Source organism: Spirochaeta lutea (genome assembly GCF_000758165.1).
Classification (GTDB): domain Bacteria; phylum Spirochaetota; class Spirochaetia; order DSM-27196; family Salinispiraceae; genus Spirochaeta_D; species Spirochaeta_D lutea.
On record NZ_JNUP01000064.1, the window covers coordinates 140,093 to 155,030 of the forward strand.

Sequence of the window (14,938 nt, forward strand, 5' to 3'; positions counted from 1 at the left end):
CTGAAGTCAGGTCTAGACATCGAGGTTAACAACCCTGAGGGCGTTTTCCTCGATAAATTCTCTTCTGGGTGCCACATGCTCGCCCATTAAGGTGGTGAAAATAGTCTCAGCTTCGACGGCATCTTCCATCGTAACCTGCATAATATTCCTGGTTTCGGGGTTCATGGTGGTTTCCCAAAGCTGATCGGGATTCATTTCTCCTAGACCCTTATACCGCTGAATATTCAGCTTCTCTTTATCCAAAACATCAAAATCCTTAATAATCCGCTCACGCTCGATATCGTTATAGGCGTATTCAACCCGTTTATTATAGGAAATCTTATATAAGGGCGGCATAGCGATGTAGACATGTCCCTTTTCGATTAGTTCGGTCATGTATCGGTAGAAGAAGGTTAGCAATAATGTCCTGATGTGTGATCCGTCAACATCGGCGTCTGCCATAATAATCACTTTATGGTAACGAAGCTTCTCTAACGAGAAATTGGTTCCGACGTTACAACCAAGACTTGCAATGATGGGCTGCAGTTTATCGTTGGAGAGTACCTTTTCAATTCTCGTTTTTTCTACATTGAGCATCTTTCCCCACAGAGCAAGAATCGCCTGAATACTCCGGTCTCTTCCCTGCTTCGCTGAACCTCCCGCGGAATCACCCTCAACAATAAAAATCTCGCACTTCGTCGGATCCTTTTCCGAACAGTCCGCAAGCTTCCCGGGTAGTCCCGTAGAATCAAGAAAACTCTTCCGCCGGGTTAACTCCCGTGCCTTTCTGGCCGCGGCCCTGGCTTTAGCCGCTACAACCGCTTTTTCTAGTATGGAGTTAATGACAGAGGGATTCTCTTCGCAGAAATAACTGAGGTGCTCGTTCGTAATGGATTCCACAATTCCTTTTACCTCAGAGTTACCCAGTTTCCCCTTGGTCTGACCCTCAAATTGGGGATTCGGTACCTTTACGGAAACTACTGCAGTCAATCCTTCGCGGACATCATCCCCAGAAAGGTTCTCATCAATTTTTTTTGATAGTTTCGATTTCTTTAAAAAATCATTTAGTGTTCTTGTAAGGGCAGATCTGAACCCTACGAGATGAGTTCCCCCCTCCCGGGTATTAATGTTGTTTACAAAACTAAACAGGGTCTCATTGTAGCCATCATTGTATTCGATAGCTATTTCAGCCATTACGTCATCACGTTCTGCCTCAAAGTAGATCGGTTCCTTATGGACGGTGGATTTATTTTTATTCAGAAACTGTACGAATTCTTTCACCCCACCCTCAAAGGTAAATTGATGCTCCTTTGGGGTTGGCAATCGATTGTCCGTGATTGTAATGGTAATTCCCTTGTTCAGAAACGCCAGCTCACGCAGCCGCTGACTCAGTACATCAAAGCTAAAGGTACAACTTTCAAAGATCTCATCGTCGGGTATGAACCGCACTTCGGTACCGCTGATATCTGATTCACCAATAATCTCCACCGGCTTATCAGGGATCCCACGGCAATAGCTCTGGTGATAAATACTGCCGTTTTTATATACGAATGCCTGGCATCTCACCGATAGGGCGTTCACCACCGAGACCCCAACCCCGTGTAAGCCTCCGGAAACCTTATAGCTTTTCTTATCGAATTTACCTCCGGCGTGTAGCCGGGTTAGTACGATTTCCAGGGCGCTGACATTCTCAACAGGGTGCATATCTACGGGGATCCCCCGTCCGTTATCCCGCACGACTACCTCATTACCCGGTTCTAGATAAACCGAAATTTGGGAGCAATGTCCGGCTAACGCTTCATCTATGCTATTGTCAACGATTTCATAAACAAGGTGGTGAAGGCCTTCGGGACCGGTGGAACCGATATACATCCCGGGACGCTTTCTAACCGCCTCCAAGCCTTTAAGTACTTGGATATTTGACGCGGAGTAGTTTTCCTGCATGTAGGTATATGTCCTCTTCTGTGTGAAGTCTGTCCATTATACCTTTGCACTATTAAATAGTAAACCTAGCTTGCACCAGGGGCCTTTTCCGGTGAAAATAAGGTTCACTGAGAATCTAAACCCTAGGGAGTCAAACCATGAGTGATGGAAATGTGGATTACCGCATTTTCTGGGATGAAGCCATCAACCAGATAAAAGAAACGATTTCTGAACAAGAATACCAGCTCTGGTTTTCCCGGCTTGAATATCTCCGCTCCCAAAACGATTCGCTGTTTATCAGCGTTCCCTCCTCCTTTTACCGGGATCAGGTTAAATCACGCTACCTCGGCCTCATAGAAACCAAACTTCGGGAGTTATTTGGCGCCTCATTCAAAATCGAATTTGAAGTAAAACCCCTGGATCCCTACCACCCGGAAAAAAATAACCATCAGATTCACCAAGAAAAGAAGGATCATTCCCAGAAAGTTCAATCAGAGGTGCCACCCCATTCTCCTTCCCGGGCAATTCCCACGGTTCAGGACTTCGGCTTTTCCTCCCTACCCGCCCGTCCAAAAAACCATCCCAAGTTAAAGGACGTGTATACCTTTGAGAACTTTATTATCGGCGACAACAATAGTTTTGCGGCTAATGCTGCGGTGGCAATCGCAAAAAACCCCGGCACAGGCTACAACCCCTGCCTCATATACGGAGGCGTTGGTCTTGGGAAAACACACTTAATTCAATCCATAGGAAACTCGGTTTACCAAGAGTTCCCCGATAAAAAGATTATCTACGTAACCATGGAAAGCTTTACCAATGAGTTTATTCAAAGCATCAGGGAAAAAACTCAAAACCAGTTCAAGAATAAGTATCGCCATGCGGATGTACTGCTCATCGACGATATACATTTTTTACAAAACAAAACGGAAACCCAAGAAGAGTTATTCCACACCTTTAATGCCCTGTATGATAATAATAAGCAAATGGTATTCACCTGTGACCGACCGGTTAGTGAAATTAAGGATCTTACCGACAGGCTGCGCAGTAGGTTTGAACGGGGATTGAATGTTGATTTACAGCCTCCGAGCTATGAAACCCGCTATGCCATTCTCAAGAAAAAGATCGAAGCAAGCGGCATTACTATTCCAGAGGAATCCATTGAACTCATCTGCAGCAATATCACCACCAATGTTCGGGATCTTGAGGCAGCGTTAACGAAGCTGATTGCCTATGCGGAACTAGTAAGTCGTGACATCACCCCCGAAATAACCAAACAGCAGCTAAAAGATTTCTTTGCCAATCCGAAACAAAAAAATATCACCATAGATGTTATTCAGCGAATGGTGGCGAGTTATTTTAATCTTTCGAGTCAGGATCTGAAGAGTAAACGCAAAACCAAGGCAATCAGTTTTCCGAGACAAATCGCCATGTATATTTCCCGTGAGGTTACCGAGTATTCCACCACCGAAATCGGCCTAGAATTCGGCGGACGAGATCACACCACTATTATGCATGGGTGTACCCGGGTAGCAGATAGAATGAAAAGTGATCCAACCCTGGAGCCTATGGTTAAACAATTAATCAGGCAGATAAAGGAAGAAAGCACCAAGGCGTAACCTTCTCACCGCAGCCTCTTGCAATGGTCTTGCAATACCAGAAAAACCCACCTTCCTGCCAATCGAGCACCCCAGTCCTTGATGGAAACCGGTATAATCGGCCCGTTAGCCGGGTAACCGATTCACCATGCAAACATTCATATCCTGACACGTGTGGAGGATTTTTGCTCATTTTCCCGTATATTATGGAGATATGTTTAACCGCCTTGGCTGTGGGATTTTCCTGAGTTTCCGTGGAATCATTGACATTTCTTGGGGATTATTATCAGTATAGGTGTAATTGTGGATAATCTTGCTGGGTAGGTAGCTGTGTTGTTCTAGCAATAGATCATTGCAGTACAGGAGATTAAGCTAGTTATCCACAAATCTACAGGCCCTACTACTACTATTACTAGAATTTATATACTAGGTTCTAGTAATATCAGGTATAATTCGGCAAGGAGAACCGTATGAAGTTTACCTGTGAACGTGATGTCATCATGAAAGAGATTCAGATAGCTCAGGAAATTATTTCTTCCCGGAATGCTCTTTCGATTCTTTCCAATGTGTTGCTCTCCGCGGATGATGGAGCCTTGCTCATTAGAGCTACTGATTTGAAGGTTAGTTTTGAAACGAGAATTCCTATAGAGGTTTCGGATCCAGGAACCACTACAGTTTTTTGCGATAAATTGTTGAGCATTCTTCGAACCCTCCCCCAGGGAGAAGTTTCATTTGAGATCCAGGATAATGACCGCTTTGTAATCAAACCCCTATTCAAAAATAATATTGATTTTAGATTAAAGAGTATCGGGTCTGATAAATTCCCGGAGATTCAAACTGCCGACAGAAATCTCTATTTTGAGCTTCCCCAAAAAGAACTCATCGAGATGATCAGCCAAACGGTTTTTGCAGTAAGCGATGATGAAACCCGTTACTACATGAACGGGGTGTATTTAGTAAAAAAAGAAAATAATTTGGTGATGGTCGCCACTGACGGTCGTCGCTTGTCTTACATTGCCAAGGATCTTAATACCACCATTCCCGAGTTTGAAGGCGTAATAATCCCCCCAAAAATTCTTCACCTGATTCGAAAACTAGCATCTGGAGAGGGGTCGGTACAGATAGCCATTACTGATAAGCATATGTTTATCGAGTTTGATAACCAGAAAATTTCCTCAGCGTTAATCGAAGGGACCTTTCCAACCTATCAGCGGGTCATTCCGGAGTCTCAAGAGTATAGCGTTATTGTTAGCCGTGATGAGCTTATGGAGGCACTTAAGCGTGTGGGTCTTATGGTGGAAAAATCGAGGCGAATTCTGCTTACCCTCACCACGGATACCCTTACCCTCAAGAGCGAGGAGAGCGAACTCGGGATTGCCAAAGAGGATATTCCATGTCGCTATGAGGGACCGGATGCGGTGATAGCGTTAAACTACCAATACATTACCGATCCTCTCCGCGTTATTGATGCATCAGAAATACAGATTCAGTTCACGGAAACCAATAGGGCGATTAGTATTTATTCCATTCCTGAGGCGGATTATTTCCATATCATCATGCCCATGCAGCTTGATTAGGACCAATTATGGCCTTTACGGCGATGCGTTTTTACCAGTTTAGGAATTTACAGAGTGCAGAAATACCTGTTCATAGCGAACAGGTATTTTTTGTTGGAGAGAACGGCCAGGGAAAAACCAATTTTTTGGAAGCCGTGTATTTGTTATGTTACGGTTCCAGTTTTCGAACCCGGAAGGATGATTCGTTGATACGGTCCGGTGCGGATTCCATGGCGGTACATGGGGTATTCACCCACCAGGGAATCGAACGCGTTATTCAGGTTCGGATCGTCGGGGGAAAAAAAGAGGTCCGGGTGGATGATCAGGTTATCAAAGACCGGCGTGAGCTTGTTGAACAAATACCCTGTATTGTGTTCAGTCATGAGGATATTGACTTTGTGAAGGGCCCGCCGGAGATGCAGCGGTATTTTTTTAACCAAACGGGAACCATGCTGGGAATCCAGTTTCTTGACGATCTTCGCCGGTATACCAGGGTGTTAAAGACCAGGAACCAGGTGTTGAAGGACGGCCGCTATGATCTGCTGGATCTCTACGATAGCCAGCTCTGTGAGTACGGGGAGGTTATTCAGGAACGGCGCCGTGAGCTGACTGAACAGTTTAATGCAGTGTTTCTGGATGTATTTTCCCGGGTTTCTGGATTAAAACCCTCAGTAGAAATCCAGTATCAACCCAGTTGGAGTTCTACCCTATCGTCAGATCAATTACGTGAACATGTGTATCTCCGGCGTGAAGCGGATATCTCCCAACGAACTACAACCAGCGGGCCTCACCGGGACCGCTTCGTTTTTTCACTGATGGGTGAGGATTTCCTTCCTCAGGCTAGTACCGGGCAGCTGCGATTGATCTCGTTGATACTTCGGGTTGCCCAGGCACGGTTATTGGCGGATATGCGGGATAGTAAACCAATTTTGTTGATTGATGACGTGCTGCTTGAGTTGGATCCTGAGCGGCGGCGGCGGTTTATTGAGGTATTACCGGAATTTGAGCAGGCATTTTATACCTTTTTACCGGATGAACACATTATCAGACGGATAGAGGGTGATTCGACTGTGGGATTTCGGGTTGAAAATGGAAGTTTCCAGCGGATTACTTCTTAATCCTTGAAAGGATATCCTTCGAGGAGTATTGTTCAGGTATATGAACCGGGTCGCTGACATTATTTCCCGCTATTTTGAGAATCACTCTATGGAAGGAACGGGTGGAGAGGTCTCGTCATTTTTTACCCGGTGGCAAGAGATAGCAGGACCGGGCTTGGCCGATCATTCTCGGATAGCAGATATCCGTCATGGATCGGTTATTGTGTATGTAGATCATCCCGGGTGGATGCAGAAACTCTCCATGCAGAAAAACCGAATCCTGCGCAGTATACAGAAACGCTACCCGAGCCTTGAGATAACTAATTTGCTCATGCGTTGTGTTGATAAAAAAACCTTCAGGGGTGCTCAGACCATCGAGGAGCAGCAACGGGCGATCCAACAGGCAGGAATCCGAAAGGAGTATCCCGCCGACTCGGAATCCGGCGAAATCCAGGAAAGCCTGGGTGAGAACCGCGATCTTTCCAAGATTACCGATCCAAAACTAAGAGAGTTATTAGAGCGATTTAGTGAAGAAGGACGGGGAAAGTCAGCTGATTGACAATCCTTCTGATCTAGCAATATACTACGCTACCGAATTTTAACTTCAGTGCAATATCTTTTGAGGAGTTTTGATAATGAAACGTACGTATCAGCCCAGCCGCACAAAGCGGACCCGCAAACTCGGCTTTCGGGCTCGAATGAAAACCAAGGGTGGCCGGCTCGTGTTAAAACGGCGTAGGGCAAAAGGCCGGAAAAAACTTACGGTATCGGATGAAAAGAAGCCTTACTAGGCTTGAACGGGTAAGGGGAAGGGGCCTCATACGAAGCCTCTTCAGATCCCCCCGGAAATTTACGTGTAGGGGGTTGGCCCTTCGGATTACCCCCAATGGTCTTGATTTTACTAGGATTTTAGTGTCCCCGGGACGCAAGTTTGGGAACGCAGTACAGAGAAACTATGTAAAGCGTATCGCCCGGGAGTATTATCGTACCCATAAAGAGTGCATAGACCCAGGCTATGACCTTGCATTTATCTTTTATTCCGGGGAGTATAGCTTTCAAGACCGATGCACTCAAATGGAAGGCCTTTTAAAAAAGGCCGGTATTTACCATTCTGTTACATAATTTTGCTGCCAGCCCTGTGAACATGGTCGGGTAGCTACTTCTTGAGGAATTCATGGATAAAAGAACTCTGTTGGCAATAATACTCTCGGTGATTGTAATTACCATAGGTTTTACTATACAAAGCATTTTGTATCCTCCGGTAACCCCTGAAACAGCTACAACGGAGTCAAACCAAGGTTCTCAAGGAGCTGACAGCTCCGAGGTGCAAGAGAGATCTGATGAGAATTCCGGGGAGGTAAATGCGTCCCAGGATGTTTCCCAAGGCTTCATTGCTCTCGGTGATGATCCGGGTTCGACCTCTCCGGTAAGTTTTTCTGACGGAGCGGTGTATGAAGGCGTTATTGACCCGGTAGGGGCTTCACTCATCAGTTTTAAACTGCTTGAACACCGGGATGGTGAGGACCCTGTTGATATACTGTATGATGATGGATCCGATCTGGTAGGGTTGCGAACCCGCTTTGGGGGTTGGAATGGGCAGGATATGAATGTGCCGTTCCATCGACAAGCATCTACAGATCCTGGGGTGCTGCGCTTTTATCGGGACTTTGCCCCAAACAACGATCCGGAGAAGGCATTTCGGATTACTAAAAGTTATCATTTTTATCCTGAAGAATACATGTTCGAATTAACGGTGGAGATAGAGAACATTGCTGAACCAAGCAAGATTCCACCGATACAAATCGCGGATAATTCTTACTCGGTGGTAGTGACACCCCAGATTGGACCTCGAATTACGGCCCTTGGCTCTGCAAGACAACGGGGGGTCGATTACCGACGATTTATGGCTTACACAGGCGATAAGCGGATTGAATTAAAAAATTCTAATCCCGGAAGTCCTGAGGTTCGAGAGGATCGTTTTACCTGGGTTGCCGTTGATGGAAAATACTTTTCCCTGGCAGTGATTCCTGGGAATGCGGAATTTAGTTCGGTATTCTCCACTGAACAAACCAAGGATGGTTTGCAGGGCAATGCAGTAGCCCTTGAACGGGCTCCTCTTTCGGGTAGCAAGCAGATTGATACCTATCGGATTTATGCGGGTCCTAAAAAACCTGAAACCCTGAAACAATACAACCTCCCTCAAAATAATGAACTTGGATTACGAGGACTAGATCTGGATGTCCTTGTTGATGGTGGAATGCTTACCTGGCTGGAGAACATCCTCAAGGAAGGTTTGAAATTATTCTACTATATTATTCCAAACTGGGGTGTGGCGATAATTCTCCTGACAATCCTTGTTAAACTGCTGTTCTACCCGCTAACTAAGAAGAGTCTCGAATCAACAAGGAAAATGCAGGAGTTCGCTCCTCAACTCAAGGAGATTCAGGAAAAACACAAAGATAATCCTCAGAAGGCCCAACAAGCTCAGGCGGAATTCTATAAAAAGAATGGGTTGAATCCCCTAGGCGGTTGTTTACCTATACTTATACAGTTCCCATTCTTCATTGCCATGTACGGGTTATTCAATAATCATTTCGATCTTCGGGGGGCGATGTTTATTCCTGGATGGATAACCGATCTCTCAACCGCCGATACTATACTAAACTTCGGATTTACGATTCCAATTCTCGGGTGGAGCGAGCTGCACCTTCTACCCTTCATCTATTTGGCAAGTCAGCTGCTTTACGGAAAAATTACTCAAAACCCGGGTCAGGGTGCTGCGGGTGGTAAACAAGCAAAGATGATGATGTTTGCATTACCGATTGTATTCTTTTTCGTGCTGTACAATGTTCCATCTGGATTATTGGTGTACTGGATTAGTCAAAATATCGTAACGATGGTGCAGCAGATTTGGGTAAATAAACACCCCAAAAAGAAGAAAGCTTAAACCAAAACCAGATTGAGCAGCTGATACCCTGGGGTAGGTGGCTGCCGCTGGTAGGGAGACAATATGGTTCATGAATTTGAAGGAAGAACTGAAAAAGAAGCCATCGATACTGCGGTACAGAGCCTCGGCCTGACCCGGGATGAGTTTGACGTCGAGATCTTAGAAACCCAAAAATCAGGGTTGTTCAACCTATCTAAAAAGGTACGGATCCGGGTCTTTACCCGTAATAAAGGGGGGGACTCATCAGTTCAGACCCCGATCCTAGAAAAACCAAGGCAGCAGACCGGGAACCAAGTAACCTACGGACCCCAGAATCCTGATCCTGAGAATGATTTTGAGCATGCCGTTTTTGATTTTATCGGTCAGGTAACCGAGAAAATGGGGTTTCCAGCAACGCCGGTAATTTTATACCGTGAAGCGGAAAAACTCGGAATTCGGTTGGATTCTGAACATTCAGGTATTTTGATTGGAAAAAAAGGAAAGAATCTGGATGCCTTGCAACTTCTGGTGAATGTACTAGCCGCACGAATGATAGGCGGTGATTTTCGGGTTGTAATTGATACTGAAAACTATCGGAGTAGAAGAGAGGAAGCCTTGATTCGCCTCGCAGAGAAGACTGGAGACCAGGTTAAACGGACAAAAAAGTCCCGACTCCTTGAACCTATGAACCCCTTTGAACGTCGCCTCATTCATACAGCCCTGAACAATATTTCTGATATTGAAACCAAGAGTGAAGGTGACGGATTATACAAACAGGTTCGGGTAATCTACAAAGGATTACGGTGACAATCGGTTAATCATCCCAGGAGCGATAAAGTGGGTTGAGCGAGTCATGAGCTGGGTACGGTCAATTCGGAACCGCGGTAGTGGAAATCCGGATCCTGCAGATGCAATCTAGCTGGCGTTAAATGGAGTTTCCATTGGGGTTCCATACATATTAGATTATAGAGGTGGCTGCGTGAATTATAAAATTACGCAGCTATTTTTTTGTGCATAACCTGTGGATAAAATTCTGCAATTCTTCTGTTAGTTTTTCATTAATCATTGTAATACAATGATTTAGCTGAGTTCATGGAACTATATAGACAAAAATGTCCATTTTTAAACCACGGTAGATGGATTTTCTATATCACGAGAATAAAAATCTTTAGGATTGGTTTCGTGCAGTGCTGTGGATATCTTGTGGATAAAAGCGGGAATTTCTTGTATTGGTATCGGGTACCATGAAAATACATAGGAAATCGCCACGCTAGGAACATTACCGGTTATACTAAGCCTATGAAGTATCAGCTTCCATTAATGGCCACCCACAGGGCATTAAACGCCAAAATGGTTGATTTCGCCGGGTGGGAAATGCCGTTACACTATAAAAGCCCCAAGATTGAGCATCTGTCTGTGAGAAACCATGCCGGTGTTTTTGATATCAGCCATATGGCCCGGTTTTCCATTGAAGGATCGGGTGCCGCGTCCTACCTTATGGGATTACTTACCTGTGATTGCGAGAATATGGATCCTCTAACGGGGCGGTATGGGCTCATCCCTTCGGATGAGGGAGGGATTCTCGATGATGTTTTTGTGTACCGCCTTACCCAGACAGCGTTCATACTTGTAGCGAATGCGGGGAATCGTCACCGTGTTTGGTCTCATATTTCCCGGGCTACTGAATCCGTTAAGGTGACAGATCTGACAGAAACTCTCGGTATGGTCGCTCTTCAGGGGCCTAAGGCCCTGGAATTATGGAATGATAGGTACCATGATTTTAATGATTATGGCTCATTAGCTTGTCCCGAGGAACGGAATAGCCTGACCGTTTCTGGCCCGATCCGAAAAATGGTTTTTCTATCTCGAACCGGATACACCGGGGAAGATGGATTAGAAATTATTGGGGACCCTGAGTTTTTAAACCAGCTATGGGAAACCCTCATGAGCGCTGGGGTAACACCCTGCGGTTTGGCGGCACGAGATTCTTTACGGTTCGAGGCTGGGTTTCCCTTGTACGGCCATGAATTAACAGAAGCCATTACCCCCAGGGAAGCGGGTCTGCTTTGGGCGGTACGAAAACGCGACCTTGATCGTTTACCCTTCGGAGAGAAACTACGCACTACAATACCCCGGTTCCGGTTGGTTTGGTTTGTTATGACTGAACCTTCGGTTGCTCGCCAGGGATATCGCGTTTTTTCTACCCAAGGTCAAGTATTAGGAACAGTAGTAAGCGGGATGTATGCCCCGACCCTGGAAGGCTTTTACGGTAACCTTTATATTCCTCGGGAATTAGAACAGAACTACTTGCCTGGTGCAGAAATTTGTGTTGAAATTCACGGATCAATGAGGGCTGCCCGGGTAACCAAGGCGCCTCTTTACACTCCGGTGTACCGGAGAAAAAAGGAGTAGGATATGACCTTTGACGAAACGGTACGGTATCAGGATTCTCATGAATGGGCCCGTAAGGACGGGGACTTCTATGTGATTGGTATCAGCGATTTCGCCCAGGATAGTCTTGGGGACGTTGTGTTTGTGGAGTTTCCTGAATTGGGTGCAACATTAAAAAAGGGAAGTGCGTTCGGGGTTGTGGAAAGTGTAAAAGCCGCAAGTGACGTTTTTATGCCCCTGGGGGGTGAGGTGGTAGAGATAAATACCGTATTGAAAGATAGTCCTGAGAAAATCAATCAGGATCCCTTTGGTGACGGGTGGATTTTGAAGATCAAGGCTACTTCCGACCAGGATTTTCAAAACCTCATGGATGCGGAAGAATATAAAAACTATACCAAAGATCTAGACGATTAGAACAGCTAAATAGTGCGCAAACGGTTGTAAACGAAACCAGATATAGCGGAGCGGCCTATGATCCCACCCATGGGTTGTGTCACCGGGGAGCAATGTTACAACCTTTTGCGCACTACAGAACAGGTACGATTCTTCCGGGAAGGGGGTAAGATGGATTTTATTGGGGTTAACCATGATGATAAAAACCGTCAGCTAAAATTTCTTGGACTTGATTCCGAAGATGCATTATTTAGCTCCGTACCTGAACAGCTCCGAGTTTCACCGGCTGCTGACGATAACGGCGTGACTGAGTTACAGTTGCGCCGTTTTTTTTCTGGATTGCAAAAAACACCGGATGGAAGTATTGAGCAGGCCCGGCGATTTATCGGGGCTGGGGCGTATAACCATTTTATTCCAGCCTGTGTGGATGCATTGGCCTCCGATTCTTCTTTTACCACAGCCTACACACCCTATCAACCTGAAGCAAGCCAGGGTACATTACAGGCGTTATTCGAGTACCAGACCTTTATGGGTGAACTCCTGATGATGGATGTGGTGAATGCCAGCCATTATGATGGCGGAACAGCCCTAGCTGAGGCGGTGAGAATGGCCTTTGCTGTACGTCCCGGGGATGATCACCGTGAGTTCGCTATAATTGGGCGGCTGCATCCTGAGATCGTGGAGGTTCTAAACACCTACTGCTCACACCTGGAAATTCGGTTTTGTGAATTCTCCCAAGAGGATACCTTCAGTACTGAAGAGGTGGTGAAGTGGCTTCAGGGCCTGGAGTATCTATTTGCCGGACTGGTGGTATCTCCTGATTTTTACGGCTCTGTGATTGATTATGAGGATGTGGGGCACGAGATTCATAGAAAAGGTGGATTATTTCTTGTTCATACCGATCCGCTTTCCTGCGTTATGTTCGAGCCACCGGGTTCACAGGGTGCGGATATCGTTTCCGCCGAGGGACAACCCTTTGGAATCCCCCTATCCTACGGAGGGCCCTACCTCGGGATTCTGGCATGCAAGGAAGGGTTAGTGCGAAAATTACCCGGTCGGCTCTGTGGTGAGACGGTTGATGATCGGGGACAGCGAGGCTTCGTACTAACCCTCAGTACCAGGGAGCAACATATTAGGAGGGAGAGGGCCACAAGTAATATTTGCACAAATCAGGGGCTCATGGCATTGCGGGCGCTCTTGTACATGGCATGGATGGGTAAAAGCGGATTACATCGTATCGCTGAGCTCTGTTACTACCGGGCGAATTATCTGGCTCGTAAACTTGCTGCTCTACCGGGGGTGGAACTAGTCAACCCGGGAGCTTTTTTTCGAGAGTTTTGTATACGGCTGCCCCGGGGGTGTTCAGCTAAGAATGTAACTGCCCGGTTAACAGCTCAGGGCTTCGAGGCAGGGGTTGCCCTTTCACGATTTGATTCAGGTAACACCAGAGAACTGTTGATAGCGGTAACCGAAGTGAATACCCGTGAATCCATGGATGCATTAGTGGAAGCATGTACCGAGGTTCTGGGGAAGAAAGAGGGGTGATCATGGATTCCTATTCGCGAGTAGTACGCTCTCCCGCGTTGCTTTGGGAAACCCCCGAAAGCGGGGGAGTGCTGAGTAATCTCCCCGAGTTGGATGTTCCCCGGGATGAGTATACCCAGGGAAAGGGGGTACCCAAGAAACGGAGGCACCTTACCATACCCGATCACTCAGAACTGGAGGTGGTACGGCATTTTAAAGGGCTTGGGCGGGCGAATTTCAGCATTGATGATACCATGTATCCACTTGGCTCCTGTACCATGAAGTATAATCCAAAGATTTCTGAGGAGGTTGCAGGCAACTCGGTGTTTAAAAACACCCATCCGTATTCTGAAGCAGGAGAGGAGCTGCATGCCCGGATTGTGCATGGACTCCAGGACTTCTTGGTCTCGTTGACAGGGTTACCGGGGGTGAGCCTAACCCCTGCTGCCGGTGCTCAGGGAGAATTGTCCGGAGTTCTGATTATTCGGGAGTATCAAAGACAGCGGGGTAGCTCACGTCAAGTGATGTTAATTCCCGATAGTGCCCATGGCACAAATCCGGCCAGCGTCGCAATGGCTGGTTTGGTTCCCAAGACAATCAAGACCGGACCGGAGGGACGGCTTCGACTTGCAGATGTTCTTGAGGTGCTTGATGAATCTGTAGCGGGTATCATGGTTACTAATCCAAACACCCTGGGAATCTTCGAACATGAGCTGCCTGCCATCGCGGAGGCCGTGCATGAAATTGGCGGACTGGTGTACGGAGACGGAGCGAACTTCAATGCAATTGCGGGCATTATACGGCCGGGAGATCTGGGTGTTGATATCATGCATATCAACCTTCATAAAACCTTCGGTACGCCCCATGGTGGTGGTGGGCCGGGGGCCGGTCCGCTTTGTGTGACCAGGGAGTTAGCGCCGTTTTTGCCGGGGCCGGTAGCGGTTTCCCAAACCGTTTCTCATAAATCGACGGTGACAGAGTTGGGTAATGATTCCAATGACGGCAGAGAGGGGTCGCGACAGAGCTTTCGCTTTGTTATGCCCGAGCGCTCTGTTGGCAGGGTTAGGACCTTCTACGGAAATTTTGGTATTACCCTCCGGGCCTATGTGTACATTCTTGTTCATGGTCTGAATGGGATACGCCGGAATTCCATCCAGGCGGTATTAAACGCCAATTATCTGAGAAAACGGTTGCAACCTACGCTTTCACCGGCCTTCGGAGATGAGTGTATGCATGAGTTTGTCTGCCCGAATCCTCTGGTTACCCAAGGGGTTCATACGATTGATATCGCAAAACGGATGCTGGATTATGGAATCCATGCACCCACGGTGTATTTCCCTCTTATTGTTAAAGAGGCCCTCATGATTGAACCCACAGAAAGTGAATCATTGGCTCAATTGGATGCCCTCGGGGAGGTGTTGGAGAAGATTGTGAAGGAGGGTCTGGAAAACGCCGAAACCCTGAAGCGGGCCCCGCATAATCTACCCCTGGGTAGATTGGATGAACTGCTCGCGAATAAAAAGCCGGTGTATCGCCACCGGCTTGGGGGTTAGA

The 14,938-nt window shown here is 46.8% G+C and carries 13 protein-coding genes; 12 read left to right on the plus strand and 1 reads right to left on the minus strand.

All coding sequences use genetic code 11. The features are described from left to right. Positions 1-12: 12 nt before the first annotated feature. Positions 13-1,923: a DNA topoisomerase (ATP-hydrolyzing) subunit B gene (gene gyrB / locus DC28_RS08670; protein WP_037547785.1), complete on the minus strand. Its 1,911-nt coding sequence runs from the start codon at positions 1,921-1,923 to the stop codon at positions 13-15. Positions 1,924-2,060: 137 nt separating this feature from the next. Between gyrB and dnaA the strand changes: the two genes are divergently transcribed. The 12 genes from dnaA (at position 2,061) to gcvPB (ending at position 14,937) form a co-directional block, all read left to right on the plus strand. Continuing rightward, entirely contained in the window at positions 2,061-3,518 is a 1,458-nt protein-coding gene (dnaA, locus tag DC28_RS08675; RefSeq protein ID WP_037547787.1) for a chromosomal replication initiator protein DnaA, read from the plus strand. A gap of 449 nt (positions 3,519-3,967) precedes the next feature. Continuing rightward, entirely contained in the window at positions 3,968-5,074 is a 1,107-nt protein-coding gene (gene dnaN, locus DC28_RS08680; RefSeq protein ID WP_037547789.1) for a DNA polymerase III subunit beta, read from the plus strand. Positions 5,075-5,082: 8 nt separating this feature from the next. Continuing rightward, on the plus strand, positions 5,083-6,171 hold the full coding sequence (gene recF, locus DC28_RS08685; protein ID WP_037547791.1) for a DNA replication/repair protein RecF: 1,089 nt from the start codon (positions 5,083-5,085) through the stop codon (positions 6,169-6,171). A gap of 40 nt (positions 6,172-6,211) precedes the next feature. Beyond that, on the plus strand, positions 6,212-6,709 hold the full coding sequence (locus tag DC28_RS08690) for a DUF721 domain-containing protein (RefSeq protein WP_037547793.1): 498 nt from the start codon (positions 6,212-6,214) through the stop codon (positions 6,707-6,709). A gap of 76 nt (positions 6,710-6,785) precedes the next feature. Further along, a complete protein-coding gene (rpmH, locus tag DC28_RS08695) occupies positions 6,786-6,941 on the plus strand; it encodes a 50S ribosomal protein L34 (RefSeq protein WP_037547794.1) in 156 nt (51 codons plus the stop codon). Next, positions 6,922-7,272, plus strand: coding sequence for a ribonuclease P protein component (gene rnpA, locus DC28_RS16930; RefSeq protein ID WP_081942079.1), 351 nt, complete (start codon positions 6,922-6,924; stop codon positions 7,270-7,272). The genes rpmH and rnpA overlap by 20 nt, the downstream gene beginning before the upstream one ends. Before the next feature lie 52 nt (positions 7,273-7,324). After that, the gene (gene yidC / locus DC28_RS08700) at positions 7,325-9,097 is read left to right on the plus strand and encodes a membrane protein insertase YidC (RefSeq protein ID WP_037547796.1); all 1,773 of its coding nucleotides are present in this window, start codon (positions 7,325-7,327) and stop codon (positions 9,095-9,097) included. A 63-nt stretch (positions 9,098-9,160) separates the two neighbouring features. Next, positions 9,161-9,883, plus strand: coding sequence for an RNA-binding cell elongation regulator Jag/EloR (gene jag, locus DC28_RS08705; RefSeq protein WP_037547798.1), 723 nt, complete (start codon positions 9,161-9,163; stop codon positions 9,881-9,883). 492 nt (positions 9,884-10,375) lie between these two features. Next, positions 10,376-11,488 (plus strand): glycine cleavage system aminomethyltransferase GcvT, encoded by a 1,113-nt coding sequence (gene gcvT / locus DC28_RS08710; RefSeq protein ID WP_052078660.1) that lies wholly within the window; start codon positions 10,376-10,378, stop codon positions 11,486-11,488. 3 nt (positions 11,489-11,491) lie between these two features. Continuing rightward, positions 11,492-11,881, plus strand: coding sequence for a glycine cleavage system protein GcvH (gene gcvH / locus DC28_RS08715; protein WP_037547802.1), 390 nt, complete (start codon positions 11,492-11,494; stop codon positions 11,879-11,881). Positions 11,882-12,031: 150 nt separating this feature from the next. Beyond that, a complete protein-coding gene (gene gcvPA / locus DC28_RS08720; RefSeq protein WP_037547804.1) occupies positions 12,032-13,405 on the plus strand; it encodes an aminomethyl-transferring glycine dehydrogenase subunit GcvPA in 1,374 nt (457 codons plus the stop codon). Between the two features lie 2 nt (positions 13,406-13,407). Continuing rightward, a complete protein-coding gene (gene gcvPB / locus DC28_RS08725; RefSeq protein ID WP_052078661.1) occupies positions 13,408-14,937 on the plus strand; it encodes an aminomethyl-transferring glycine dehydrogenase subunit GcvPB in 1,530 nt (509 codons plus the stop codon). Position 14,938 lies beyond the last annotated feature (1 nt).